This window comes from Candidatus Bathyarchaeia archaeon, from assembly GCA_038883335.1.
GTDB lineage: Archaea > Thermoproteota > Bathyarchaeia > Hecatellales > Hecatellaceae > JAVZMI01.
Map to the genome: position 1 here is coordinate 23,175 of JAVZMI010000005.1, position 24,390 is coordinate 47,564.

Here is a 24,390-nt window from a genome sequence, read left to right on the forward strand (position 1 = left end):
AGCAAAAGATAAATACAGTCCCTCCCTCTTTGACTACTCATTTGTCATGTTTAGAAAGTTCTGGTGAAATATATGACTCGAACGACACTTAGCCTCATCAAGGCTGATGTGGGAAGTCTGGCGGGCCACCATGTGGTCCACCCTAAACAGTTGGCTCACGCTGAAAAGCTCTTAGAGGAGGCGAAAATGGGGGGCCTTATAGTTGATTACCGCGTTTTCAACTGTGGGGATGACCTAGAACTGTTGATGAGCCATCAGCGGGGAGAGAATAACCCTCAGATCCACGAGTTTGCTTGGAATGTATTCAAAGAGGTGACCGAAAAAGTATCAAAACCTCTCAAGCTATATGCTGCGGGTCAAGACCTTCTAGTAGAGGCATTCTCCGGGAACATTAAGGGCATGGGTCCCGGCGTGGCGGAGGTTGAGTTTGACGAAAGAGCCGCCGAGCCCATTGTAGTCTTCGCCGCCGATAAGACTGAACCGGGCGCTTGGAATTACCCTCTCTACAAGACTTTCGCAGACCCCTTCAACACGGCTGGGTTGGTCATAGACCCCGCTCTCCACGACGGCTTTGACTTCGTGGTGATGGATGTATTCGAACATAAGGAAGTTCAACTAAGATGCCCCGCAGAACTATATGAGCTTCTGGCACTGATAGGAACACCTGGCAGATATTGTATAAGCAGGGTCTACAGAAGAGATGGACTCCTTGCCGCTGTTGCCAGCACAAGCAGGCTCTCTCTCATCGCTGGTAGGTATGTTGGTAAAGATGACCCTGTATGCATCGTGAGGGCGCAACATGGCTTACCCGCCGTCGGAGAGGTTCTAGAGCCCTACGCCTTTCCCCAGATCGTCGCAGGATGGATGAGGGGTTCCCACCACGGCCCTCTGATGCCTGTTTCGCTAAAGAATGCGCGGTGCACCAGATTTGACGGCCCACCGAGGGTTATAGCGCTGGGCTTCCAAGTTCATGACGCCCAGCTCGAAGGCCCAGCAGATCTCTTCGACGATCCAGCCTTCGATAGGGCTAGGGCTATGGCTAACGAGGTCGCGGATTATCTCCGCAGGCACGGGCCCTTCATGCCCCATAGGCTAGGGCCTGAAGAGATGGAGTACACCACACTCCCTAAAGTTTTAGACAAGCTTAAGGATAGATTCAAAAGTGCCTAACCTCAGGACACCGATTATCATCCTAAACTTCAAGACATACATCGAGGCCACCGGTGGCAGAGCCGTCCATCTAGCCAAGACCTGTGAGGAAGTCAGCCGTGTGACAGGTGTCACTGTGGCTGCCGCCCCACAGCTGACTGACCTTCACGCCGTAACAAGCTACGTTTCAATCCCCATCCTTGCACAACATATAGACCCCATAAAGCCCGGAAGCCACACCGGCCATATCCTCGCAGAGGCTGTGAGAGAGGCGGGTGCTGCAGGGACTCTCCTTAACCACTCTGAACGTAGGCTACCTTTCGAGGATCTCAAAGTATGCGTTGAGAGAGCTAGGGAGGTCGGTTTAGTCACAGTCGTATGCGCAGACAAGCCGGAGGTCTGCAGTAATATAGCGTATCTCAGGCCGGACTTCATCGCCATAGAGCCCCCGGAACTTATAGGCTCAGGCATCCCAGTCTCGAAAGCTAAGCCGGAGATCGTGAAAGCCGCAGTTCAGGCTGTGAAGTATACGAGGCCGGAGGTTAGAGTTCTATGCGGTGCTGGCATCTCGAAGGGTGAGGATGTCTCCGCGGCGTTGAGGTTAGGGACGGAGGGGGTTCTCTTAGCTAGCGGAGTGATTAAAGCCGCCGACCCCCGCAGCGTTCTAGAGGAGATGGCGAATTCCGCCAAGAGAGCATAGGAGGGTGAATGATGAAAGTTGCAGCGAAGTGTCTCCCTTGCATCGTGGAGAGAGGTTACAAGGAAGCAAGCTATGTTACAGAGGATCAAAACCTTCTACTAGATGTTATGGTAAAGCTCTCAAAGATGGTTGGCAGTGAATATAGCGCCAATGCCATCCCAGCCCACATAGGGACACTACGGGACCGAATAGTCAAGGAGACACTTGGAAGAGACCCCTACGTCGAGCTCAAGAAGCTTGCCAACGAGAGAGCGTTAAAATTACTCCCTACAGTCGAAGACCTCGTTGAGAAGACTTCCTTGAAGTCTGAACGGTTCAAGATAGCATGCTCAATCTCAGTAGTTGCGAACTCTGTCGAGTTCGATGTAGCCGGCTATAACTTTAAGTTTGAAAACCTTGAGACTGCGTTAAAGATTCCCAGCCTGACCATTGACCAAACCTTAGAGGCATTCACTAGGGCTGAGACCGCGAGGAGGGTCCTCTTCTTAACCGACAATGCGGGGGAGATAGTGCTTGACATCCCGCTCATGAGAGTTTTAAAATCTCTTGGCGCAACGCTAACAGTGGCTGTGAAGGGCGCACCTGTCCTAAACGACGCAACTCTTAATGAAGCTCTGGAAGTTGGTGTCGACAAAAATGCCGATGAACTCATCACCACAGGCACAGATGGCGTAGGCTTCATGTTTGACGAGGTCTCGGAGGAGGCTCGGATGAGTTTCCTCGAAGCCGACTTAGTCGTCGCTAAAGGTATGGGAAACTATGAGACCTTGACTGAGCTTGAAGGCTGTGGGAAACAGGTTCTCTTCCTGCTCAAAGCTAAATGTCTACCAGTGGCTAGAAGTCTGGGGGTTGTTAGAGGCTCCAACGTGGCCCTCCTTAGAAAGCTTTAAGCCGAACTTTTCCGCTATGAACTGGACAGCCTCGCAGAAACCTGAACCATAACTTCCAATCACAACCGCGTCCGCGGCTCTTTTAACTTCTTGAGGCGCGTTGGCCAAGGCTACACTATAAGCCACGCTTTTGAATAGTTCTATATCGTTCAGACCATCCCCAACAGCTACAACTTCCCCACAGTCGAACCCAAAGAGTTCAGCAGCCCTCCTCAAACCTGCACCCTTATCGACACCGTCAGAGAGGAGGTGGTAGGCGAAGCCGCTATCGAAGATGCGTGCGCCAGCCTTCTCCCTCAAAAGGATCATGTTTCCGAGGTTCACATCGAAGGTTCTCTCCAAGACTATATCAACAGATCTTGGAAGTGAAGGTTTTCGTTTGACCCCTTCTCCAAGTTTGCTTCTCAGAATTTTGAAGCCGGCCAGGGCCTTCCTTTTGTCGCCTAGAACATCGACTATTTCAAGTCCTCTGCCGATCACTCCCCCATTCTCACCGACTGTTATGCCGCAGGCTCCAATGTACCGTGAGAGGGTAGCTAAAGCTTGGAAACATTGGCCGCTCGTCAAGATTACCCTATACCCGCGGCTCTCCAGTCTCCTAACCTCACTAATAGCCGCCAGTTCAAGCTTCGAGTCTGCGTCGGTTAGAGTTCCATCCACATCGACAGCGAAGTAGCTTACCTTGACCAAGCCAACAGCCCTCTAGGTTAAATAGTAATGCTGAGATTGAATTCATATATTTATTCGGAAACAACGTGTAGGTGTTGTCAAAATGGCCGGCTCGGAGCCTGTGCCAGTCACCCTGAAACTCCCTAAGGAAATCTTCGAGGAGCTACAGTTACGAGTCCCTGAAGGGGAGCGGAGCGAGTTTATCAGGGAAGCAATCATAGAGAAGCTCAGCCGAACCCCTAAGCCAAATCCACTTCTGAGGCTGGAGGAACGGATGAGACGGTTGGAGGAGGACTTAGCTGGAATCAAGTCAACTCTCGCCAGCCTAGAATTACTCAGCTACAATGGAAAGCGTGTAGACCCATACGCCTACTGTGAGGACGAGAAGGATAGGGCTATAATTGAGCTACTGCTCCAGAAGGATGGGCTGACGACGCCCGAGGTTGCGAGAGGGTTGGAAGAGAACCGCTGGCTGGTGCTAAATAGGTTGAAGAAGATACAAGAGAGGTCGATTCAGAAGCTTGGGAGACCCATTGTCAGCTTCTACGCGTCAAGTAGGATGGGGAAGAAAAGAGCTTGGTGGATAAACCGAGAACTAGTCGCGTAGAGTTGGATAAGCAGTAAAACCTACAGTGAGAGGTATAAACTGGGTTGCATCATTTTTGAGTAGAGTAGAATCTTAGAAGTTCATCTATGCCTTCTTCTAGGCTGATTTCGGCTTTGAAGCCTAGTTTCTTTTCTGCCTTCCTCGTGTCGGCTAGGGTGTGTTCCACATAGTTCCCTATAGGATTCGGGATAACATATTCAGGCTTAACGTTGAGGTTCATCTTCCCGTTCAAAAGTTCAACCACATGGTTAAATGTGTAGGCTTTACCGGTTCCCACATTGAATATGTCGAAGCTTCCCCTATAGTTCAAAGCTAACATGCACGCCTCCACCACGTCTCTGACATGGATGAAGTCGCGGGTCTGTGTCCCATTGCCGTATATTAGAGGCATCTCACCCTTTTGGAGGGCCCAAATGAACTGGCTTATGATGTTCGCATATTTGCCTTTAGCTTCCTCTCGGGGCCCATATACTGAGAAAAACCGTAATACGACTATGTTTAGCCTGTGAAGTTTACTGTACAGTTCAGCCAGTCTCTCGACGGTTAAACGTGTCTCAGTGTAGTAGTCTGAGACCTTGATGGGTTGGCTTTCGTGGTGAGGTGGAGGTTGCCCACTGTACAGGCTTGAGGAGCTTGCCACCACCACCTTTCCCACGTTATGTCGCCTAGCATACTCGAATACGGCTACGGCTTCACTCACAGTCTCACCTACAAGGCTTGGGTTCGCCTTATACATGGGCGACGAGGAGGGCATACCAAGATGGAAAACCGCCCCCACGCCTCTAGGCGCAGCCTCACCTATGTTCAGGCATGAGTCCTGAGTGAACCTGACCTCGCCTCGAAAAGCCTCAAGGTTGGACAGGCTTCCAGTGCTCAGGTTGTCTAGAACAGTAACGTTGTGTCCCTCCACAATCAACCGTTCAACCAGGTTTGAACCTATAAACCCGGCGCCACCAGTAACTAGAACATCCATAGATTACACCAGCTACAACCAAAACTTAACCTCTTACGGGTTGTTAAGGGGCGAGTGCCTTTTTAGGTAGGTGAGCGCTATAATTAATGTTTACTTTACTGAATAAGAGATGTGTCAGTTCCACTAGCCCATGTCGGCGGGCCCGTGGTCCAGTCTGGATAGGACGTTGACCGGCTTAAATGTGGACCCGGACGGAAGCCTCCGGACGTAGACCTCGGAAGAGAGCCGAAGATCAGGGGTTCAAATCCCCTCGGGCCCGCTAAAAATCTTTATTCAGAGTCTCCAAATGGGATGTTCAAAATTTAACCCTGCTCCCATGTTTGGGCGTCTATAACCATAACTTTCTCTATCCTGCTACAGTCCACCCACGGAATCTGAACTGATGCGTCCTTCAACTCCCTTTCTATCTCTTCCGCTAAGCTTTCGTTGGTTTCCTTATCCGCCTCATCTATTAACCAAGCCACGAGGAGCAGGATTTTACCCATTCAATGCGCCTCTTCGCTAAGTTTCATCTCCTTTAGATGGTGTTGGCTAAAAATAGTTCGTTTTTCACAGCTCAGCTGGAGAGCCGAGCAAGTTGCATCTGGTAGCTTCCACCCGCTCCTGCCAGTTTTACTTTTTAAGTCGCGCGGTTACTGCTTCTTTACGGTGATCTCGACGTTTTTCTTTGCGATGGGCTCACTTTCGTCGTCTAGATATACGCTAACTGCGATTTTAAATGAGACGGAGGTTGTAGTTTCAGGCAGGATACCCACACGGATGATATAACTCTTCGTTGCTGAATCTCCTGAATCCAAATAGAAGGTATGACTGAAGCTATTGTCCCTTCTCGGTAGTAAGGTATCCCCAACATAAACCGATAGGCTGGGGTCAGTTTGGAAAGTTACAGTATAATTGTGCCCCTTGCTTGGGTCGTTGTTTATGATCGGGATTTTCAGCTGAGCGCTCCCCATCTCTTTTATAGTCGCGTCTATTATCGTTATTTCTTTGATATCGGAGGTAGCCTCTGGAATCACCGTGAACACCCAATAACTTACCGCTCCACCGATAAATAGCCCGGCGAGTAAGAATACAGCAGGTAGCAACTTCGAAGATCCACTGCCACAATACTCTCTATACATCTCGGCGACAATTATTATGTGTCGGAATTTAAATATAAGGCAAAGGACCTGAACATCAATTCTTCCTCGCAAATAGGCCAGCAGCATCCTCGCCAGGTTGCCTTATTGGCATAATGCCGGAGTCTAGAGCCCTCGAAACTTGGAGTCTAAAATGTGAAGGAATAGGCCTCACGCGGCCAGCCAGTCTTAGACTTCGAGGGTACTTACCATTAAGAGGGGCGGATTCCACGAAAGTGTGACCTGCAAAGTTTCCTTAACTCTTAGCAAGTTTACCTGCGGCGGCTTTTCAGCTTTAGCCGTATCTGGTTGATTTGTTAACCTTATGTCTTCTTTTTCTGGAGATAGTCTCTTATGGCGGCATGAAGTCCCTCAGCAGCTAAATTGGAGCAGTGTATCTTGATGGGTGGGAGCCCGTCGAGTGCCTCAGCTACGTCTTCCCTCGTAATCTTCAGGCCTTCTTCTATGCTTTTCCCTTTAGCCATCTCCGTAATCATGCTGCTAGTAGCTATCGCAGCTCCACAGCCAAACGTCTTGAACTTCACATCATCCAGTCGTCCATCCTTAACCTTTATGTAGATGGTCATGAGGTCTCCGCAAATAGGGTTCCCAACGGTTCCAACGCCGTCCGCATCTGGGATCTCACCCATATTCCTAGGGTTGCGGAGGTGATCCATAACCTTCTCACTGTACATGCACCAAATCCTCCTTACTCACTTTAACTCCACTTCTTTACTCCGCCGACCCTCAACCTCCATCCTCCTCCTCCACTTATCTATGTCAAGCTCTCGCCGCCACAGCGGTGAGATTTCTCTCAACCTAGCAACAACCCTCGGCAGTCTCTCAAGTACATACTCCACATCTTCTTGGGTATTTCCCCTGCCAAGTGTAAGTCTGAGTGAGCCATGTGCCTCAACCTCATTCAGCCCTATTGCCATTAGGACGTGGGAGGGCTCAAGTTTCTTAGAGGAACAGGCTGACCCCGTGGAGGCTGCGATTCCTTCCACGTCTAACATGAGTACCAAAGACTCACCTTCAATCCCTGTAAACCGGAAATGAGCGTTGTTCGGCAGCCTCATGGTTAGGTGACCGTTAAGATAGGACTCCTCCACATTGTTGAGGATCCCATTTATCAGCCGATCCCTTAATATCGCTAACCGGTAAACGTCGCTGTTAAACCTGTCCTTAGCTAGCTCTGCAGCCTTACCCATGCCAACTATTCCCGCAATGTTCTCAGTCCCAGATCTCATCCCGCGCTCATGCCCTCCACCGTGGATCAGAGGATCGAGGGCCACACCACGCCTAGCATAAAGGGCGCCGACTCCCTTCGGCCCATACATCTTATGGGCGGAGATAGAGAGTAGGTCGATCTGCATTCCCTCGACATCGATTGGCACCTTGCCGCATGATTGAGTTGCGTCCGTGTGGAAGGCGACACCTTTCTCCTTGGCTATTTTCCCAATCTCTTCGATCGGTTGAATAGTTCCTATCTCATTGTTGGCATGCATTATAGTGATGAGGATTGTACCCTCCCCCACCGAGTCCTCAAGTGCCTGGAGATCTACGACTCCCTCCCTATCCACTGGAAGGTATCTCACCTTGAAGCCGCAGCCCTCTAAGTATCTACAGGTCTCCAGGACTGAGGGGTGCTCTATCTGGCTGGTAATTATATGAGGCCCGTTGGGATATCGCACCACCTTATTACAGTTTTTGTATGCGATGCCCTTGATTGCTAGGTTGTTCGCTTCAGTTCCACCAGAAGTGAAGATTATCTCTTCCGTCTTTGCACCGATGAGGTCGGCTACTCTCCTCCTCGCATCCTCTAGAGCTTGATGTGCCTCTCTGCCAAAAGAGTGTAGGCTTGAGGCGTTCCCAAATCGACTGGCAAAGTATGGTAACATTGCCTCGATCACTTCAGGGTCGACTGGGGTTGTAGAGGCGTGATCCATGTAGACGCGTCTAACAGGCTTAGCTTCACTCAAACTCTATCCCGCCGCAGGGTTGGTTTCACCACTTATGTTCTCCCAGCTATATAACTACGTTATAGGCTTTATTAGACTACCTAAAAACCTACCTCAACCTTATTGTGTCTGTCTCCGGACCTGCTTAAGGATTGCATCCCTCTGCTCCTCAGAGATCTCTTGTAGCTCATAGAGCGCCTCGGCCACGTCTCTCACTTTGGTGAAGGCATGTAACTTTATCCCATTAAGGGAGAGACTTGTGACACCATCCTCTTCTCTATCTAGTAGGACGATTGCATCCTCCACTACACCACCCTCAGCCCTCACAATTTCAGCTGTCTCAAGAATAGACTTCCCGGTAGTGATTATGTCGTCGATAATCAATACCCGCTCACCGGGCTTTATGACTCCCGTGATCCTCTTACCGCGCCATTCCACCGCCTCCTTGCGAGGATAGATAGCCGGCTTACCAAGTTCGTATGCTACAACCGAGGCGAAAATCAGACCTGTTGGAGGCATTCCCGCAATAGCCTCATAGTTTGAGGTGCCAACATTCTCAGCTTCGTTGATGTAGATTCTAATGACTTCTCTAAACGCGCTGGGGAAGCTTGGGATCACCTTGAGATCAATGTAGTATGGGGTCAAACTTCCGTTGGCTAATGTGAAGGCTCCGAATTTTATTGTGCCTGTCCGCCATAAGAGTTGGGAGAAACTCTTTGCCGTCTCGATTCGTGTCTTATTCACTCATCACACCTCCATGAGAAGGAGGCTGTAATGCGTTTAAGGTTTTCTCACTAAACCTATCGGAAAAGTTAAATGAACAGCTAATGATAGCTTGATGAGTCTACACCTCCAACGAAGGTAAGGAAATCTAAATGGTTGAGGTTTGGCTTCCTTATGGGAAGACGGAGATCTGTCTAACGATCTCCGCGGAGAATTTTCTGGGCACAATTGAGCCTCAACTCAAACCCGCTGCACCGGATCCTGAAGCGGAAATAAAATACGCCTTGGAGAATCCTAAGGGGAGTCCGAGGCTGCGAGAGATTGTAAGATCCGGAGGAAAGGTCGCAGTAGTCGTCGATTCAACAACTAATATGCATCTAAGCCAGCTAATGCTCTCAAAAGTTATTGACGAATTGAAGAGCGGCGGCATCTCAGAGTCGGCTATTACCATAATCTTCGGTCAAAGGTCACAACCTTCGCCGGATAGGTCTTCGAGTCTTGAAGTAGGCGATTTGGGTGGTTTAGTGAAGCTTGCCCACGACCCAAACACCGCAGAGCTTGTGGAAGTCGGCGTCACTAGTTACAAGACTCGCGTCGTATTAAACAGAGCGTTCGCGGAGGCTGACTTTAAGGTGTTGATCGGCGAGATTGGGCTTGATCCTTACGCTGGTTACAGTGGCGGTAGGGCAGGAGTTCTAGCCGTCAGCGGGTTTAAAACTATCCAACACAACCGAAGCCTCATAACTGATCCTAACTGCAAAGTTGGAAACCTAGAAAAGAACCCAGTCCATCTCGACATGGTAGAGGCAGCTAAATTGGCAGGTGTGAATTTTATACTTAACGCTGTAACCGACGACGCCGGTAAAATTGTGAAGGCGTTTGCAGGTGGATTGGAGCCAGCTTTCCTTGAGGGTGCAAAGTTTCTTGCCGAAACCCTTGGGGCTACAGTGGACTCAAAGTCAGACATAGTGGTAATCAGTCCAGGGGGCTACCCCTACGATGATAGCTTCTATAACGCGATCAATAGTTTAGAAAACGTACTGGCGATCGTGCGAGATGGTGGTGTAGTGGTGTTGGCTGCAGAGTGTTCTAATGGGCATGGGAACGTCAGCTTTTACAGGTGGATGACTCAGTTCAGATCATTTGAGGACGCTCGAGAGGCTGTGAGAAAGAGCTTTACCCCGGAACTCTGCGCCGCGTATCTTCTGCTAAGGACACTACAGAAAGTTAGGGTAGTCGCATTGTCAGCAATGCCAGAGTTTATGACTACCGGTGTCTTCAAACTCAAGAGCGTGAGGTGTACTGATGAGGCTCTAGAAACGGCTTTCAGGTTGGCGGGTAGGAAGGCTAAGGTCTGGGTTGTCCCTCGAGGGCAGTTCACTCTACCTAGATTGCGATCGGCAGAGCCATCGCAAATAGCCCCGGGATAAAAAAACAAGTTTTACACACATCATGGCTTTAGTCGATGTGCCTGCAAGGTTGGCATCGCCGTGAAGGTCGAGTGTATCCTCCAAGGTGCCTCTCCTGCATTGAGGTGAAAAAGAGTTATTTTAAATACCTCGGGTAAGCTCTTAAAAGCCGATAAACGGTGGAGCAACTTATGAGTTCTAAGGCTGGTTCTTCCTCTGCGTATAAGTTAAGGAAGTTCAGGGAGGAGGATCTAGAGGCTGTTATGGCTATAAATCGTAAATGCCTTCCAGAACATTATACATCTAGCTTCTTCCTCGACCTCCACAAGTCGTACCCTGCGACTTTCCTCGTGGCTGAATATGATGGAAAGGTAGTAGGCTATGTACTGTGCAGGGTTGAGTCTGGCCTATCGGAGTTTAAGAGGTTCAGGTTTGTGAAGAAAGGCCATCTTGTCTCCTTAGCCGTTATGGACGAACATAGAGAGAAGGGTCTAGGGAGTAGGTTACTTGCTGCAGCCTTGGAGGGAATGGTACGGTATGGGTGCCGTGAATCTTTCCTTGAAGTAAGGAAGAGCAACACTAAAGCTATGAATCTCTACAGAAAATTCGGCTATGAGGTTACTAGGTGCATACCTGGATACTACTTAGACGGGGAGGATGCTTGCCTGATGAGCATCATACTTTCAGCAGAGAAAAAACAGCAGCTGACCAATCCTCGAGAGTAGATTTACGCCCAGTAACACAGGAGAAAACCGAAGAACCCTTGGACGCTCTCTACGATTTATTGATAGTATTTGCTCTCTCAGTCTCACCGGTCTCGGAGGTTAGAGGTGCAATAATCTATGGGACACTTGCAGGCATCGACCCATGGGTTAACTTCACCATATCGACTGCAGGTAACATGTTCATAGCGGCGGTTCTCTGGTTCTCACTGGGTCGGCTTGAGCTATTTCTTAGGAGAAAGGCTGAGGCAGGGGCTGAACGGAACTCTATTCTCGGTAGTTTTGCAAGGTGGTATTGTCGCCATGAAGAGCGGGTTTCTATGAGAGTTCGACCCTACATGAGGAAGTATGGCGTTATAGGTTTAGCCGTATTTGTAGCAGTGCCTCTTCCAGCTACTGGAGTTTGGACTGCTAACCTTGCCGCCTTTGCGTTGGGCATAAGGGAGAAGGCAGCGTTTCTCTCGATATTGATCGGCGCGCTCATAGCGTCCACTGTGATGTTAATCATTTCCACCCCTTTAGGATGGCTACTGACCTGAATGCAAGCGTAGCTGGCGCCCAGATGTGCTCAATTAACTACTGCTTCCAATAGTCAACTTGTTTGTCTAAAGCTTCTGAGAATGTATCTTCACGTTTCTAACTCCTAGCTTGGCTACCCAGCATGGGGGTTGCTCAGCTAAACAGAGATATACGCGTCCTAAATATTTCTCTTGGAGGGTTCTCCTAGTGTCAGCTTGGAGAACACTGGATACAAGGGTAATCTATAGTAACCAGAGATTCTCGGTCGAGGAAGATAGGGTTGAGTTGCCTAACGGGAATGTCACCACCTTCACAGTCGTAAAGGCAGATCTGCCGACTATGAACTGTATCGGAGTAGTCCCCTTCCTCGATAATAGGAGGATACTGTTAGTGAAGCAGTATAGGTATAGATACAAGTTCTTCAGCTGGGAAATACCTACGGGTGTGGTTGAAGCACAGGAAACCGTTGAAGATGCAGCTCAGAGGGAACTCCGGGAGGAGACAGGTTACTCTGCGGGGAAGCTAACGCATTTAGCTACATACCACCCGAACATGTCTGTTGTCCAGACAGCCCATCTATTCATCGGTGAAGACTTGGAAAGGTGTGAGCCCATCTCAGCCGGTTGTGGTGAGTCGGAGTTTATAGTTGAGGTTAGAGGATGTGACATCGATGAGGCACTAGGGATGGTGCTGTCAGGGCGCATTCGAGATAGTCTCTCCATGATAGGAATACTATGCGCCAATCTTAGGCTAAGTACGAGAAAGTAGAAATAAGAGAAGCTGCACATATAATCGACCCTGCTCGGAGGCTTCTAATTTGTCCTACGATAAACTTAGAGATGTTGATGAGAGCGCAATCACACGTTTCATCGTTGAGAAGTCAGCTGAGGACTGGGTTGGCATAGCTGAGACCGACGTCGTCGTAACCGGAGCCGGTCCATCCGGCCTTACAGCTGCAAGATTCCTAGCCAAGAAAGGTTTGAAGGTGGTAGTCTTCGAAAAGAAGTTATCCTTTGGGGGCGGGACTGGGGGTGGCGGGATGCTCTTCCATAAGCTTGTCATCCAGTCGCCTGCTGAGAAGATACTGGAGGGACTCGGCTGCAGATTGACGCGGGTTGAGGACGGGATCTTCTTGGTAGATGCGTCGGAGATGATTGCGCGGCTGGCGACAGGTGCTCTTGACGCCGGGGCGAAGATAATCCTCGGAGTGGCGGTTAATGACTTAGTGTACAGAAATAATCCTTTACACGTATCTGGCGTCGTAGTTCAGTGGAGCGCCGTAGCTATGGCTGGTCTCCACGTAGACCCCCTCGCGGTGAAGGCTGAAGCGGTTATCGACTGTACAGGTCACGATGCTGAGGTTCTCACCATAGCCTCCCGTAAAATTCCTGAACTCAAACTGGCTGTTCCTGGGGAGAAGTCCATGTGGGCTTCCCTCGCTGAGCGTGTGCTGGTAGAAAATACTGGTGAAGTCTGCCCAGGGCTTTACGCCGCTGGAATGGCTGTAGCTGCCCTCCACCAGACCCCACGGATGGGACCCATTTTTGGGGGTATGCTACTCTCCGGGCGTAGGGTGGCTGAGCTCGTAGCCGAGAAGGTCAGACCTAAAGGATAAAAGGCTGGCGTGGATACAACCCATGGTTTACCCACTTCGCATCCAGCCAGTGGCTGTATGCGGTCTGCACATGATAGGTTGTAATGTGTCCTGTCCCAAAGTGCATTAGGTGCGCCCGCGGTAGTAAAGCTGAAGATCGGATAAATAACATCCATAAATGTTGTGTACACCATGCCAAAGGTGGCAGTGCATAGGCTCCCTACTGGGAGTGTCCCTATAGACAGGCTGCTGAAGGGTGGTCTCCCAAAGGGTGGTATCCTGCTAGTCTATGGTGAGGCTGGGGCTGGTAAGACGAGTTTAGCTATTCAATGTGCAGTAACCGCTGGGAGGAGGGGTTGGGCGACTTTCTTCATAGATGCCGACGGATGCCTTCCAGCTGAAAGGTTGAGGCAAATAGCCGCCGGATGCCTGGATGAGGTGGCGCAGCTAATTTACATCTTCTCCCCGAGCAACTTCTATGAGCAGACAGCTCTGCTCGAGACCCTCGACCGTCTGACAGCAGGACGGAGGGGTCTCTTAGTCGTAGATTCCATCAGCAGACTTTACCGCTTAGAAATCACAAACCTAGAGCAGGCGGTAGTTTTGAGTAAGGAATTAAACAGGCAGCTCGCTTATATTACTAACACAGTCAAGAGCTGCGGTATACCTGCCCTCCTTACGAGTCATGTGCGCAAAGTACCCGCCGACGACCTACTCGACGAAAGAGTCGAACCGGTTGCAGCTAGGGCTCTTCGATACTGGGCAACTGATATCATACACTTGAAGCCTAGCGCAGCCCCCAACGTGAAGTTGGCTCTCTTGGAAAAGTATGGGGGTAAAGTTCAACTCCAGCCCCCATTCTGCTATGTGCGGCTCACTGAACGCGGCCTAGAGGGGATTGACTCCTAGCTGAACTTAATCTGCATGAGCGCCTCGAGGCCAAATGCTCCGATTAGAATCAACGCGATGCCTGTCACCAACAGCATCGCGGCCAGCCTAGGGTTTGTTAGGCTTCGCTGGCTTCTATGTATTACATAGCATCCCAGTACTCCTAAGCATATGAGAAAGCCTGAGATCATGCCTTCAAATATGAGTTGGGAGCTTAGCTCGTAAGGTGTGAAGAAAATATAGCCTTCTTGGAAGGCAACGAAGAATGGAGGCTGGGCGACGATTATGTACAAACCCCCACCGAAGAGAAAGATAACCCCCCCAATCACAAGTGCCGCCACAACCGATACGGACACATTTATGCGCCCAAAGGACGACAGAGCTTTTACTTTCTCATAATATTTAGACTCTTTTTTTGGAGACATCCATGGCGACCTCTCTGGCCCATATACCAGTACTAGGGTTCAACTTTACTTCCTCTAGAAACCTCTCCCAAGTGATCTCCATGGCTTCATTCCAGTCCTTAAACCTTTCTACGAGGTTCCTGTAAGCTGTCTCATGTCTCTCACAGTAGGTGCTCTTGCTGGGCCTACCGCAAATAGAACAGTTCATATACAATTTTACCTTTGGGTGCTCGGTCGGCTTACTGTTTCGCCTTTTTCGCCCCGCTCAGCTGACTTGGCGGGGCATTCAGGGTTTATGCAGCTGTGGAAGAGACGGCGGCCAGTCCATTTAATAGCGAGTAGAGGCCACCCACAGGTTTTGCAGGTTTTATCAGTTGGTGTTACCTTAGCTCTCTGAGGTATCGGGAGAGCCCTACTACAGAGACCTTTGAAGTAATTTGTACATCCAATGAACCTCTTACCGGTTCTCCTCGACCTTAAAATGAGCAGGCTCCCAGTCCTGCAGTCAGGGCAAGGCCCAACGGTTCTTTTTCTAAGAGCTTCAGCTTCTATCGCCTCGGCAAGGTCAGCCCCTAAGTACACTTCGTGGAGTTTTAGTCTTGCAAGGACTGACTTTAATCTATCCACAGAGTCTACAAGCACACTCACGCCGTCCTCGACCCCTTTTTCAATGTCATCCATCTTAGCCTCGAGTTCGCGGGTCATCTCCGCAGAGGTTACCTCTGGGCAGTATTTATCTATCGCATCTATGACTGTGAAGCCAAGCTCGGTTGCCACAATTCTCTCCCCATAGATATACCCCCTTTCGTAGAGGGTGTCGATGATCTGAGCTCTAGTAGCCTTAGTTCCGATTCCATTATCTTCCATCTCCTTCAAAAGGCTTGCAGGGTTATAACGCGCAGGAGGTTCGGTATAACGTTGTATAGCCTTTACGCTCTTCAACTTGACCTCCTGCCCGACACTTAAAGACGGGATTACTACTTCTTCAGCTTCAACATAAGGTTCATAGAAGGCAGTCCATCCTTCCGCCAAGATACGCCTACCGTTGAGGAAGAAGTTGTAGTTCCCTAATTTTATGGTCACCTTCTGGCTGAGTCTTACAGCTGGGGCGCCAAAAGTAGCCATGAAGCGTTTCACTATGAGGTCATATAGTTTTGTCTCTTCACCGGTTAGCTCTCTCGCTGGCGGCTTACCAGTTGGATATATTGCCGGGTGGGCTGCATCCTCCTTCTTACCTTCGTTGGGCTTCAACTCCCGTGCCGCCAGCAAGACTTCGGCCTTCTTCGCATACGCGGCGTTCTTTGAGAGGTCTCTGAGAATTCCACGATAGTTTATAGTTGGGGGCAGTTTCTGGCTGGATGTTCTGGGGTATGATATTAGAGCATCTAGGTAGAGCCTCTCGGCTATGTCAAGGGTTCTCCTCGGGGAGTACCCGAAAAAGCGGTAAGCCTCCCGCTGGAGGCTTCCAAGATCGAAAGGCTCTGGAGGAGATCTCTGAACAGTCTTTTCCTCCACATCCATGATAACTCCCGTTTTACCTGTGCACTGGCGTTGGATCTCCTCGGCATCACGTTTCCTCCAAACCTTCTCCTCCTCAAACTTTAGAGGATAGTCTCGATCCCCCAAAGTAGCAGTGGACTCTATCTCCCAGTAAGGTGTAGGAACAAAACTTCTAATTTCCGCCTCTCTCTTGACTATATACTTAAGAGTCGGCCCCTGAACCCTGCCGATACTCAATGTGGTATGCCTTTTATTTACCTTGGAGGCCGATAGGGTCAACGCCCTAGAGAGGTTCACCCCGTAAAGCCAGTCGACCTCATGTCTAGTTCGCCCAGCCTCTACCAGCTCGAGGTCTAGGTGGGGCATTAGATGGTCGTAGGCAGCCCGTAGCTCCTCGGTGGTTAAAGTGGAGAACTTCATTCTCTTCGCCACCTCTTCCTTCCCTCCACATGCATACTTCAAGATCGTATAACCTATCAAACTTCCTTCCACGTCATAGTCGGCGGCGTTTATGAAAGTGTCAGCTTCTTCGCTCAACCTCGTGATTAGGTTTATTATTCCTTTAGTCTTTGAGGCTCCCCTTTCCGCCATATACTTGGGAACCCACCTGTATGTAAAGACTGGGTAATAGTTTCGCCCGCCAATCTTCTGAGCGACTGTGTAAAGGTGGCCTGAAGCAGGAACAACCACAATTCTTCTATCATCTCTCACCACCTCGAAGTAGGGAAAACCTCCTTCTACCCGTCTCTCGAACCTCTCCCCCTCGCCTAGAGCCTCAGCTATTCTTCTCGCCGCGTCAGGCTTCTCTGCCACGATCAGCGTGTAACCCACTTCAGCCCACCGCGCCACTTTTCTTTCTGAAATAACATGTTTCATAAAGGAAATTAAGAATTAGATATAGTCTGCCCTAGGGGCATGCCTCCTCAAACCTGTTTGTTTTCCATTCTGAACTCGCTGTCAACAGTTGCCCTCTGAGGTATGGCCCAAATTGGCATCGAGAGGTTTAAAAACAGCTTAGCTTCATTTTTTAAATATCCGGAGGTACACCCTATGCCTCAGATAGTTGTCTGCGGTAATTGTGGACACCTTTTCTATAGAGGTTTAGAGTTGAAGCAGGCTGACGAGTTCATTCAGCAATATGGCGGCATCTGTCCCTCCTGTAAAAAGAAACTAAATTTCAGAATCGAAGATGTAGAGATATCAGCCCATAAAGAGTGAGAAGAGCAATTAACCATCAGTCGACTCTTTGCAGAATAATCTTCACTATCTCGTCCCAAATCTCCCACTCCTTCACATATGAGCCGGAGGGTACAGCCACCTCCCCCTCTGGAGGGGTTATTTGAAGGCTTCTCACCCTGACTTCCCTCGTAATATATTCTCTCATAATCTCGAGAAGCTCCACGATTTCCTGTTCTTGAGGTTGGAGGGTGAGATTGACATATTCCTCTATTTTGAGCTGCATCTCCTTCCGCATTACTTGAGCTCTTCTCACGATCTCCTTCGCTAAAGCCTCTGCTAGAAGCTCACGCGTAAGCGTTATGTCAATGTATACTATTCCATAAGAGAAGCTTTCAGATACAACATGTTTGGGTAAGCTCTCCTTCACGGCAAAGTCCTCGGATGTGAGCTTTACCTCCTCACCACCAACATTCAGGGTTAGCTCCTCAACCCTCTTCTCAAGTTTGCCGCCCATCTGTCTTAAAGCCTCACTAACTTCGGAAACTCTGCCCTTAAACCTCGGCCCAAGCCTCTCGTACCTCGGCTCGATGACGATCTCTATAAAGGGCGGTATAGAGCCTGGTTTTTGAACCTCCACCTCTTTCGCGTTTATCTGGTTAGCCAGAATATTTGCTTGGCGGCGAAGAGCCTCCTCAGCTTCGCTGCTTGAAGGGACTATTGTAACCTTTCTTATTGGCCACCTCACCTTCATTTTGCCTCTCTGTCTCGCAGCAAGAGCCGCCTTAACGGCCTCGCGGGTGATATCCATATACTTCTCCAGTCTGGCATCAAAGAGTTTCTCGTTGAAAGGTGGCCACGTACAGCTGTGGACACTATTAGTGTCACCAGTTAAGGCGTGGTATAACTCCTCAGTCACATAGGGGGCTATAGGTGCCATAAGCTTGACCGCCACCGATAATGCGTAGTAAAGTGTGGCGTAGGCTGCAGTCTTGCCCATCTCCTCCGCCTCTATCCAAGTTCGCCTCCTGATCAACCTAATGTAGAACCGGCTGATGTCTTCTGTTACGAAATTAAGGAGGCTGCGGACTGCCTTATGAAGCCGCAGGCTTTCTAAACTTGTAGTTACCTCCCTCTGCACTGACTGGCACCTGGATAGTAGCCATCTATCCTCGTTCTCTAAATAAGCCTCTACAGCCTCCAAAGGCCAAGCCTCAGGTTTGAAATTGTCAAGGAGCATATAGGTGATGGTGAAGACGAATACATTCCAGAGAACTGACATTACCCTTTTGATCTGCTCTAGGTCGTCAGGGTCGAAGATCAGCGTATCTTCTGGTGGGGCCTTCATTAGGAGGTAAATTCGAATCAGGTCCGCTCCATACTTTTCGAGTGTCTCATTAGCCCATACAACGTTCCCCTTAGACTTGGACATCTTCTGTTCATACTTGTCCACAACGTGACCTTGGCAAAGGACGCTCCTATACGGTGCTTTATCGAAGAGAAGCACACCTGTAGCTAATAGGGAGTAGAACCACCCTCGTGTCTGATCTACAGCTTCGGTCACAAAGTCGTAGGGATAGAGCTTCTCGAACAGGCTCTTATCCTTTGGATAGTTTACAGCCGCAGCGTGGGCCATACCTGAATCCAACCACACATCGAGGACATATGGGGTCCTCCTCATCTCCCCCCCACAAACCTCACAGCGGAGTACCACCTCATCTATCCATGGGCGGTGGAGTTCTAGACGCTCAGGTAACCTGAAAGCCAGCTTCTCCAACTCTGCTCTACTACCAACAGCCACCACTTTCTGACAGCCAACACACCGCCATATGTTTAGTGGGGTCCCCCATACTCTCGACCGACTTATACACCAGTCTTCAGCATTAGCCAGCCACTCCCCAAATCTGCTCTTACCAGCCCATTCAGGAACCCAGTTTACCTTGGCATTCTCTTCGATCATCCTTCGGCGTATGGAGTCCACTCGGATGAACCACTGCCTGTCAACCCTATAGATGAGGGGTGACTCGCACCGCCAGCAGAGCGGGTACTCATGTTCTATCTCCCCCGACCATACAAGTAGGCCCTTCGCCCTAAGGTCGGAGATTATCTCCTGATCAGCCGCTTTGACAAATTTGCCTGCATACTTGCCAGCTTCCTCCTTAAAGCACCCTCTCTGGTCAACAGGACAGAATAGGGTCAGGCCTGTTTCTCTCCCGATTTCAAAGTCCTCTGGACCGTGAGCTGGGGCTGTGTGGACGCAACCTGTACCCTCCTCTAAAGTAACATGGGCGCCGCATACAATAGTATGATCAGGCGGCGTAACGTGCTCTCTATGGGTAGGGGTCTCCTCGAGGAGTGGGTGCCTATACCTCAACCCTACAAGCGTTCGCCCCTTGACTGTCTCAACAATCTCATATTTCTCGACTCCAAGTTGTGTCATTACTCGGTCGACCAGCTCTAAGGCTAGGATCCAAGTTTCACCGCTAACCTTAACTCTGGCATAATCAAAGTCTGGATTTACTGAGACTGCCTCATCTCCAGGCAACGTCCACGGCGTGGTAGTCCAGATCAGTATGTATTCTCCCTCCCGTCCTTCTAGCGGAAATTTCACATAGATGGATGGGTCTTTGACGGAGGTGTATCCTTGAGCTACTTCGTGGCTTGAGAGTGGAGTTTCACAACGGGGACAGGTGGGAACCACCTTGAAGTCCTCTTTAAGAAGACCTTTATCGAAGGCTCTTTTAAGAGCCCACCACACCGTCTCTATATACTCATCACGTCTGGTCTGGTAGGCGTTATCATAGTCAAGCCACAACCCCAGTCTCTCAGAGTTCTCTCTCCAACTGCTAATGTAAAAATCAACTAGTTTATTACACTCCTCTACGAACCTCTGAAAGCCAATCCTCTCGATGTCCCGCTTCGAACCTAAACCTAGCTTCTTCTCGACCTCGATCTCCACGGGTAATCCTTGGCAGTCCCACCCTGCCCTACGCCAGACATCGTAGCCCTGCATAGTCCTAAACCGTAGCACCACATCTTTCATCGCCCTACCTCGGGCATGACCTATATGCATAAGACCGTTGGTGGTCGGGGGGCCCTCGAGGAAACGGAAGAGAGGCCCATCCTTCCTCGCCGCCTCAATGCGCTTCTCAACGCTCTCCTTCCGCCACCATCTAAGGACTTCCTCCTCTATCTCGACCGGGTTATAGTGGTTCTTCAACTTCCTCACATTGAACATCTCCGCATGGAACGAAGCTTAACAGCAGTAGGTCGGCTATATGTACGCAGGTATAAATAAAAGCTATTTCAGACTCGCCTAAGATGCATGAAGATACATTAGCTGATCTAGCCAAAATCTAAATAGAAGAGATACAACTATCGACTACGCTGCTATAATGTTGGGGGACGGAGTTCACGGTCAAATTAAAATTGGGTTTGGGGAGTGGGGCTGAGGCAGTCAACAAGCATGCCGCGAAGATGCTGGCCTTTCCTTACAGGGGTCTTATCATAGCCATTTGTCTTGCGGCTGTCGTCTTCATCGCCTTAGGGGTACGGATTCTCCCCTTAAGGTGGGGGGCATATCTATCAGAGTTTGACTCCTTCTGGCACTTCTACGTTGCCGAATACATTGTGGAGAATGGTTTATTCTCGGTTTTTGGGTGGGTGGACGATATGACGTGGTTTCCTTGGGGGCGTGATGTGGCTGGTACTACCCCGCTAGGGCTACCTTATACGGTGGTCTTCTTTTACCTCATCCTTAAGAGTCTAGGAGCCCAGACTGAGCTCTTAGATGTAGCTTTATATCTGCCTCCATTTATGGCTGCCGCCACCTGTCTGGTGTTATATTTCTTAGGTAAAGATCTAGGCGGCAAGGAGACAGGAATCCTTGCGGCGTTATTCCTAGCTCTCAACGAAGCATACATCGGCCGGACGACTCTTGGTTTCCTCAAGCATGAGACTGTAGGTGTCTTCGCTATAATTCTGGCATCCTTCCTATTCCTGAGGTCCGTCGACGCTAAGCGGTCTGTTAAGAGTTGTCTAATTTACGCCGCACTTGCAGGCCTTAGTGTAGCCTATCTTAATATATCGTGGGGGGCATTCTGGTTTATTCTTGCACTAATCCCCCTATTCATAGTGGCGTTGGTTGTGGTAGGGCGTTACTCCCCACGAGTTCTCTTAGTTTACAGCCTAACCATGTGCATCGGTATAGTCTTCACCCTCCCCTTCCCCAGGCCTGGCTTTGGGATACTGACAGCATTCGGAATTCTGCCGGTAATAGGTGGATTCATAATTCTTCTAGTGGCTGAACTCCTTAGGCATATAAAGAGCCCAAGGACCAAGCTGGCTCTAGTAACAAGTATTTTAACTGTTGCGGCAATGAGCGCTGTTATCTTATACCAGCTCGGATTTGTTACCCCACTTACAGCTAAAATAATGACTGTTATCGACCCGAGTCAGAGGGAGCAGCTGGCCGGGCCAATTGTGGAGTCTGTTGCAGAGCATAAGATGAGCACCTGGGCTACTTTCTACAGCCAATTTGGGAACGTCCTCATCCTAGCCCCACTCGGCTTCTATCTGGCTTTAAAGAGGAGGTGGAGGAGGGACATCTACCTCGTGGTGGCGGGGGTGCTCTCGGTCTATTTCGCGTCTTCCTTCGTAAGGCTGACCCTGATCATGGCGCCCTTTATTACGCTTCTCGGCGCCTACGCCTTAGTCTCCATAACACGCCCTTTAGCTGTGGGCATCAAATCATCTAAGAGCGCCGATAAAGGTAAGCGGACGCCTCGAGTGTCACCTTACCTCTCGCTCGCTACTATACTGATTCTAGCTCTCCTAATGACTCCGACATTTTTCTCTTCCGTGGAAGGGGCATACGCGCCCGTTACGATAGCCGCCGCAGGTACACCGCTCCGGGAGTATCGTGGCGATTGGCTTGAAGCTCTAGCGTGGATGCGAGATAATATCCCTCCAGATGAACCAGTTCTCTCATGGTGGGACTATGGCTACTGGATAGCTATAGAGGGAGACCATAAGAGCATAGCCGATAACGCCACATTGAACACTACTCAGATAGCCAGCATCGGGCAAATTCTCCTCTCGAACGAGACCAGAGCTTTCCAACTAGCTAAACAGTATTTCAACGCCAGATATATCGTCATTTTTGTGACTACAGTTCCCCAACAGGGAGGTGGCCATGCGCCTTGGTTGTGGGGGGATGAAGGGAAGTGGTATTACATAGCCCAGATAGCTCAGCAGTACTACCCAGAGATCAGCATCGAGAATGCGGACAGTAACCAGGATGGTTACCCGGACAGTAATACGTTGCTGGGCAAGGCTATCCTCTACGCCATAGGAGAGCCGTGGGACGGGCTTGACTCTGAGGTGGTATTCGTATCCTCTTCTCACAACTTCTTAGGAACCAACAAGGTTACAACGCAAGTAATTATACTAAAATGGTTACAATGATCATAGGCTTCATCCAGTAGTCTCACTCTTCTCTGAGTTATGAGAAGTCGAGTGGCTGAGAGTTTCACTCCTCAGCGCCCTCCTATACCTTGCGTATCTATCATCAATTGAGAACTTAGCTGGATGAGGTATGCTAACTTCCCCTCCACATCTGGGGCACCGATCAACTTTGAGAGTGTACTCCCCACACTTCTTGCATCTTCTCATGATCCACGGACTCAAACCAGCCGACCTATCCTTCGGTGAGGGTGGTATAATAGTAGAACTCAGCTCTCTCTCTTAAAATACCCATCCCCCCCGCTCTTCTCAATCTCTCGTACTGCGTATTCTGAAATCTCAGCCATTACCTTCTCAGCGTCTTTGTAATCCTTCGCTGTAACCTCTACCGCATACCTCGGAGCTCCGACAGTATAGATGTTAACTCTCGCCTTCCTATGCCTCTTAGCACTCTTACACTCCATTAGGATCTTCTTAATTATCCCTACGCCGTCAGGCTTCGGGCATGTCAACTCTAGGCTTCCTTTGATAGTCACGGTGGGGATCCTTACCTTCTGCTTCACTGTCTCCAAAACTGCCGTAGCCCAGTTTTGAGGTAACTTGAGGCGGTTTGCCGCCTCCTCTCCTCTTTCAGCCAGATCCTCAAGCCCCTCGTATGCGTCCCCATATTTGTCCTCTAACTTGGCCATGACATCGCGTACAAACGTTTCTGCCTCAATCTTGAGCTCCTCCGCGGCGCTCTTTAGAATAGCCGCGGCCTTTCTCCTCCTCTTCCATTCTACAAGCTTGCTCTTCCGCTCCGTTCCGCTGACTCTTCGGAGAGAGAGGTCTACGTGGTGTTTTACAGGGTCAACCCTGAGTACTTTCAGAACTACCTTCTGGTTTTCTCTGACGAAATTCCTTATGTTCCTGACCCATGTCGAAGCGACCTCTGAGATGTGAATGAAGCCTTCCATTCCATCGTATTCGTCTAGTGCAGCATAGGCTCCATAGTCAGTTACCTTCACTACCGTTGCGATAACTATCTCCCCCACCTCCGGGGTTACCCTCTGAGTAGTGGTGTCGCTCAGAACTGATCCCCCATAAAGATAGAGGCTAAAGACGTCAGAGATTTATAAGCCTATTCGGTCTTTTCCGCTATGACAAGGTTGACGAAGCCGAAGTTTGAACACTTCCTATCCACCTTCAAGCTACGTGATATCATTAACTCCAAAAGCCTATTTTGTGGTAGGTTGTCATAGGTAACTGCCAACCACCTCCATGGATTACCTCTAGCAGTCCACCTTGCGGCTATCCTAGCTACTAAAGTGGCGATAAACCTCCAATAAACCCTATAGACTCCCCTGGCAAGCGGATTGTCAGGCTTCCCAATCTCAATGATTAGAAGTCTCCCCCGCGTTGAGAGGGACCTACTTAGTTCTGCAAGTGAACTTTCTAGGTCTATCGCATCTCTAAGCGCAAAACCGCAGAGCGCCACATCGAAAACCCCCGCCCTAAACGGTAAGGCTTCAAAGATGCCTTGGACAAGGTGAAAGTCAACCTCTCCACATCGCCAACTAGCTTCCTTCGCTTCCTTTAGCATCTTTATTGATGGGTCCAACCCTATGATAATTCTAGGCCTAAGTATCTTGGCAGCGGCACAAGCCATGTTACCTGGGCCTATCCCTGCGTCGAGTATTACCCCACCGCGAATGGGAAGGATTTGAAGTCCTATAACCCTCCACCTCCAGGCTCCACCGAATGATATGGCAGTGTTTACCCGCTCATAGAAAGGTACGACTTCCTCGAGGGCTGCTTTGAGGTTCCTCCAATACTCAAGTTTACCTGTCTTCAGGCGCACGTTAGCCCACTCAGGTCTTCATGTAAAGTTTTTTTTGTGTAGACAGTAGAGGTATATTAGTATATTATTAATTAACTACAACCGT

General features: G+C 49.7%; 26 protein-coding genes and 1 tRNA gene. 13 read left to right on the top strand and 14 right to left on the bottom strand.

The genetic code is table 11. The annotated features are described in order from the left end of the window. Positions 1 to 72 precede the first annotated feature (72 nt). From fbp to QXJ75_03560, 3 genes are read left to right on the top strand one after another with little or no spacing between them, the layout of a single operon-like run. Positions 73 to 1,170 (top strand): fructose-1,6-bisphosphate aldolase/phosphatase, encoded by a 1,098-nt coding sequence (fbp, locus tag QXJ75_03550; protein ID MEM3737146.1) that lies wholly within the window; start codon positions 73 to 75, stop codon positions 1,168 to 1,170. Then, positions 1,163 to 1,849 carry a triose-phosphate isomerase gene (gene tpiA / locus QXJ75_03555; protein MEM3737147.1) on the top strand — a complete coding sequence of 229 codons (687 nt, stop codon included), beginning with the start codon at positions 1,163 to 1,165 and terminating at the stop codon, positions 1,847 to 1,849. Before fbp ends, tpiA begins: the two co-directional genes overlap by 8 nt. A gap of 8 nt (positions 1,850 to 1,857) precedes the next feature. Next, the gene (locus tag QXJ75_03560; GenBank protein MEM3737148.1) at positions 1,858 to 2,739 is read left to right on the top strand and encodes an ARMT1-like domain-containing protein; all 882 of its coding nucleotides are present in this window, start codon (positions 1,858 to 1,860) and stop codon (positions 2,737 to 2,739) included. On the opposite strand, the gene QXJ75_03565 is transcribed toward QXJ75_03560, so the two are convergent. Further along, a complete protein-coding gene (locus QXJ75_03565; protein ID MEM3737149.1) occupies positions 2,674 to 3,429 on the bottom strand; it encodes a phosphoglycolate phosphatase in 756 nt (251 codons plus the stop codon). The genes QXJ75_03560 and QXJ75_03565 overlap by 66 nt on opposite strands. 82 nt (positions 3,430 to 3,511) lie before the next feature. Here QXJ75_03565 and QXJ75_03570 point away from each other — a divergent pair, with 82 nt between their 5' ends. Continuing rightward, positions 3,512 to 4,015: a ribbon-helix-helix domain-containing protein gene (locus tag QXJ75_03570; GenBank protein ID MEM3737150.1), complete on the top strand. Its 504-nt coding sequence runs from the start codon at positions 3,512 to 3,514 to the stop codon at positions 4,013 to 4,015. A 49-nt stretch (positions 4,016 to 4,064) separates the two neighbouring features. Here QXJ75_03570 and QXJ75_03575 read toward each other — a convergent pair whose 3' ends face one another. Continuing rightward, on the bottom strand, positions 4,065 to 4,988 hold the full coding sequence (locus QXJ75_03575; GenBank protein MEM3737151.1) for an NAD-dependent epimerase/dehydratase family protein: 924 nt from the start codon (positions 4,986 to 4,988) through the stop codon (positions 4,065 to 4,067). A gap of 138 nt (positions 4,989 to 5,126) precedes the next feature. Between QXJ75_03575 and QXJ75_03580 the strand changes: the two genes are divergently transcribed. Next, a tRNA-Arg gene (locus QXJ75_03580) sits at positions 5,127 to 5,247 on the top strand. A gap of 43 nt (positions 5,248 to 5,290) precedes the next feature. On the opposite strand, the gene QXJ75_03585 is transcribed toward QXJ75_03580, so the two are convergent. The 5 genes from QXJ75_03585 to QXJ75_03605 form a co-directional block, all read right to left on the bottom strand. Continuing rightward, positions 5,291 to 5,473 carry a hypothetical protein gene (locus tag QXJ75_03585; GenBank protein MEM3737152.1) on the bottom strand — a complete coding sequence of 61 codons (183 nt, stop codon included), beginning with the start codon at positions 5,471 to 5,473 and terminating at the stop codon, positions 5,291 to 5,293. A 147-nt stretch (positions 5,474 to 5,620) separates the two neighbouring features. After that, positions 5,621 to 6,004: a hypothetical protein gene (locus QXJ75_03590; protein ID MEM3737153.1), complete on the bottom strand. Its 384-nt coding sequence runs from the start codon at positions 6,002 to 6,004 to the stop codon at positions 5,621 to 5,623. Positions 6,005 to 6,429: 425 nt separating this feature from the next. After that, positions 6,430 to 6,801, bottom strand: a complete 372-nt coding sequence (gene nifU / locus QXJ75_03595) for a Fe-S cluster assembly scaffold protein NifU (GenBank protein MEM3737154.1) — start codon at positions 6,799 to 6,801, stop codon at positions 6,430 to 6,432. Positions 6,802 to 6,819: 18 nt separating this feature from the next. After that, positions 6,820 to 8,055, bottom strand: a complete 1,236-nt coding sequence (nifS, locus tag QXJ75_03600) for a cysteine desulfurase NifS (GenBank protein MEM3737155.1) — start codon at positions 8,053 to 8,055, stop codon at positions 6,820 to 6,822. Positions 8,056 to 8,187: 132 nt separating this feature from the next. Continuing rightward, positions 8,188 to 8,811 (bottom strand): phosphoribosyltransferase family protein, encoded by a 624-nt coding sequence (locus QXJ75_03605; protein MEM3737156.1) that lies wholly within the window; start codon positions 8,809 to 8,811, stop codon positions 8,188 to 8,190. A gap of 131 nt (positions 8,812 to 8,942) precedes the next feature. On the opposite strand from QXJ75_03605, the gene larA reads away from it, so the two are divergent. From larA to QXJ75_03635, 6 genes are all read left to right on the top strand, one after another. Continuing rightward, positions 8,943 to 10,220, top strand: a complete 1,278-nt coding sequence (gene larA, locus QXJ75_03610) for a nickel-dependent lactate racemase (GenBank protein MEM3737157.1) — start codon at positions 8,943 to 8,945, stop codon at positions 10,218 to 10,220. A gap of 170 nt (positions 10,221 to 10,390) precedes the next feature. Then, positions 10,391 to 10,924, top strand: a complete 534-nt coding sequence (gene rimI / locus QXJ75_03615) for a ribosomal protein S18-alanine N-acetyltransferase (protein MEM3737158.1) — start codon at positions 10,391 to 10,393, stop codon at positions 10,922 to 10,924. Continuing rightward, positions 10,861 to 11,460 carry a small multi-drug export protein gene (locus QXJ75_03620; protein MEM3737159.1) on the top strand — a complete coding sequence of 200 codons (600 nt, stop codon included), beginning with the start codon at positions 10,861 to 10,863 and terminating at the stop codon, positions 11,458 to 11,460. The genes rimI and QXJ75_03620 overlap by 64 nt, the downstream gene beginning before the upstream one ends. A 187-nt stretch (positions 11,461 to 11,647) precedes the next feature. Next, a complete protein-coding gene (locus tag QXJ75_03625) occupies positions 11,648 to 12,208 on the top strand; it encodes an NUDIX hydrolase (protein MEM3737160.1) in 561 nt (186 codons plus the stop codon). 49 nt (positions 12,209 to 12,257) lie between these two features. Then, on the top strand, positions 12,258 to 13,055 hold the full coding sequence (locus QXJ75_03630) for a sulfide-dependent adenosine diphosphate thiazole synthase (protein ID MEM3737161.1): 798 nt from the start codon (positions 12,258 to 12,260) through the stop codon (positions 13,053 to 13,055). A 171-nt stretch (positions 13,056 to 13,226) separates the two neighbouring features. Further along, positions 13,227 to 13,943 carry an AAA family ATPase gene (locus QXJ75_03635; protein ID MEM3737162.1) on the top strand — a complete coding sequence of 239 codons (717 nt, stop codon included), beginning with the start codon at positions 13,227 to 13,229 and terminating at the stop codon, positions 13,941 to 13,943. On the opposite strand, the gene QXJ75_03640 is transcribed toward QXJ75_03635, so the two are convergent. From QXJ75_03640 to topA, 3 genes are read right to left on the bottom strand one after another with little or no spacing between them, the layout of a single operon-like run. After that, positions 13,940 to 14,278 carry a hypothetical protein gene (locus tag QXJ75_03640; protein ID MEM3737163.1) on the bottom strand — a complete coding sequence of 113 codons (339 nt, stop codon included), beginning with the start codon at positions 14,276 to 14,278 and terminating at the stop codon, positions 13,940 to 13,942. The two genes, QXJ75_03635 and QXJ75_03640, sit on opposite strands and share 4 nt — an antisense overlap. Positions 14,279 to 14,324: 46 nt before the next feature. Further along, the gene (locus tag QXJ75_03645) at positions 14,325 to 14,534 is read right to left on the bottom strand and encodes a hypothetical protein (GenBank protein MEM3737164.1); all 210 of its coding nucleotides are present in this window, start codon (positions 14,532 to 14,534) and stop codon (positions 14,325 to 14,327) included. 8 nt (positions 14,535 to 14,542) lie between these two features. Next, positions 14,543 to 16,657, bottom strand: coding sequence for a DNA topoisomerase I (topA, locus tag QXJ75_03650; GenBank protein ID MEM3737165.1), 2,115 nt, complete (start codon positions 16,655 to 16,657; stop codon positions 14,543 to 14,545). Positions 16,658 to 16,876: 219 nt separating this feature from the next. Here topA and QXJ75_03655 point away from each other — a divergent pair, with 219 nt between their 5' ends. After that, entirely contained in the window at positions 16,877 to 17,044 is a 168-nt protein-coding gene (locus QXJ75_03655; protein ID MEM3737166.1) for a hypothetical protein, read from the top strand. Between the two features lie 16 nt (positions 17,045 to 17,060). Here QXJ75_03655 and ileS read toward each other — a convergent pair whose 3' ends face one another. Further along, on the bottom strand, positions 17,061 to 20,231 hold the full coding sequence (ileS, locus tag QXJ75_03660; protein MEM3737167.1) for an isoleucine--tRNA ligase: 3,171 nt from the start codon (positions 20,229 to 20,231) through the stop codon (positions 17,061 to 17,063). Between the two features lie 206 nt (positions 20,232 to 20,437). Between ileS and QXJ75_03665 the strand changes: the two genes are divergently transcribed. After that, positions 20,438 to 22,468 (top strand): STT3 domain-containing protein, encoded by a 2,031-nt coding sequence (locus tag QXJ75_03665; protein MEM3737168.1) that lies wholly within the window; start codon positions 20,438 to 20,440, stop codon positions 22,466 to 22,468. A 9-nt stretch (positions 22,469 to 22,477) separates the two neighbouring features. Here QXJ75_03665 and QXJ75_03670 read toward each other — a convergent pair whose 3' ends face one another. The 3 genes from QXJ75_03670 to QXJ75_03680 are packed head-to-tail and all read right to left on the bottom strand — an operon-like array spanning position 22,478 to position 24,305. Then, positions 22,478 to 22,690 carry an RNA-protein complex protein Nop10 gene (locus QXJ75_03670; protein ID MEM3737169.1) on the bottom strand — a complete coding sequence of 71 codons (213 nt, stop codon included), beginning with the start codon at positions 22,688 to 22,690 and terminating at the stop codon, positions 22,478 to 22,480. A gap of 44 nt (positions 22,691 to 22,734) precedes the next feature. Then, positions 22,735 to 23,577 (bottom strand): translation initiation factor IF-2 subunit alpha, encoded by an 843-nt coding sequence (locus QXJ75_03675; protein ID MEM3737170.1) that lies wholly within the window; start codon positions 23,575 to 23,577, stop codon positions 22,735 to 22,737. Between the two features lie 8 nt (positions 23,578 to 23,585). After that, entirely contained in the window at positions 23,586 to 24,305 is a 720-nt protein-coding gene (locus QXJ75_03680) for a class I SAM-dependent methyltransferase (protein ID MEM3737171.1), read from the bottom strand. Positions 24,306 to 24,390 lie beyond the last annotated feature (85 nt).

Bases quoted from the DNA above. Each gene is read 5' to 3' on its own strand.
- fbp (MEM3737146.1), top strand. From the start codon at position 73: ATGACTCGAACGACACTTAGCCTCATCAAGGCTGATGTGGGAAGTCTG.
- QXJ75_03560 (MEM3737148.1), top strand. From the start codon at position 1,858: ATGATGAAAGTTGCAGCGAAGTGTCTCCCTTGCATCGTGGAGAGAGGT.
- QXJ75_03570 (MEM3737150.1), top strand. From the start codon at position 3,512: ATGGCCGGCTCGGAGCCTGTGCCAGTCACCCTGAAACTCCCTAAGGAA.
- QXJ75_03575 (MEM3737151.1), bottom strand. From the start codon at position 4,988: ATGGATGTTCTAGTTACTGGTGGCGCCGGGTTTATAGGTTCAAACCTG.
- QXJ75_03585 (MEM3737152.1), bottom strand. From the start codon at position 5,473: ATGGGTAAAATCCTGCTCCTCGTGGCTTGGTTAATAGATGAGGCGGAT.
- nifU (MEM3737154.1), bottom strand. From the start codon at position 6,801: ATGTACAGTGAGAAGGTTATGGATCACCTCCGCAACCCTAGGAATATG.
- nifS (MEM3737155.1), bottom strand. From the start codon at position 8,055: ATGGATCACGCCTCTACAACCCCAGTCGACCCTGAAGTGATCGAGGCA.
- larA (MEM3737157.1), top strand. From the start codon at position 8,943: ATGGTTGAGGTTTGGCTTCCTTATGGGAAGACGGAGATCTGTCTAACG.
- rimI (MEM3737158.1), top strand. From the start codon at position 10,391: ATGAGTTCTAAGGCTGGTTCTTCCTCTGCGTATAAGTTAAGGAAGTTC.
- QXJ75_03635 (MEM3737162.1), top strand. From the start codon at position 13,227: ATGCCAAAGGTGGCAGTGCATAGGCTCCCTACTGGGAGTGTCCCTATA.
- QXJ75_03645 (MEM3737164.1), bottom strand. From the start codon at position 14,534: ATGAACTGTTCTATTTGCGGTAGGCCCAGCAAGAGCACCTACTGTGAG.
- QXJ75_03655 (MEM3737166.1), top strand. From the start codon at position 16,877: ATGCCTCAGATAGTTGTCTGCGGTAATTGTGGACACCTTTTCTATAGA.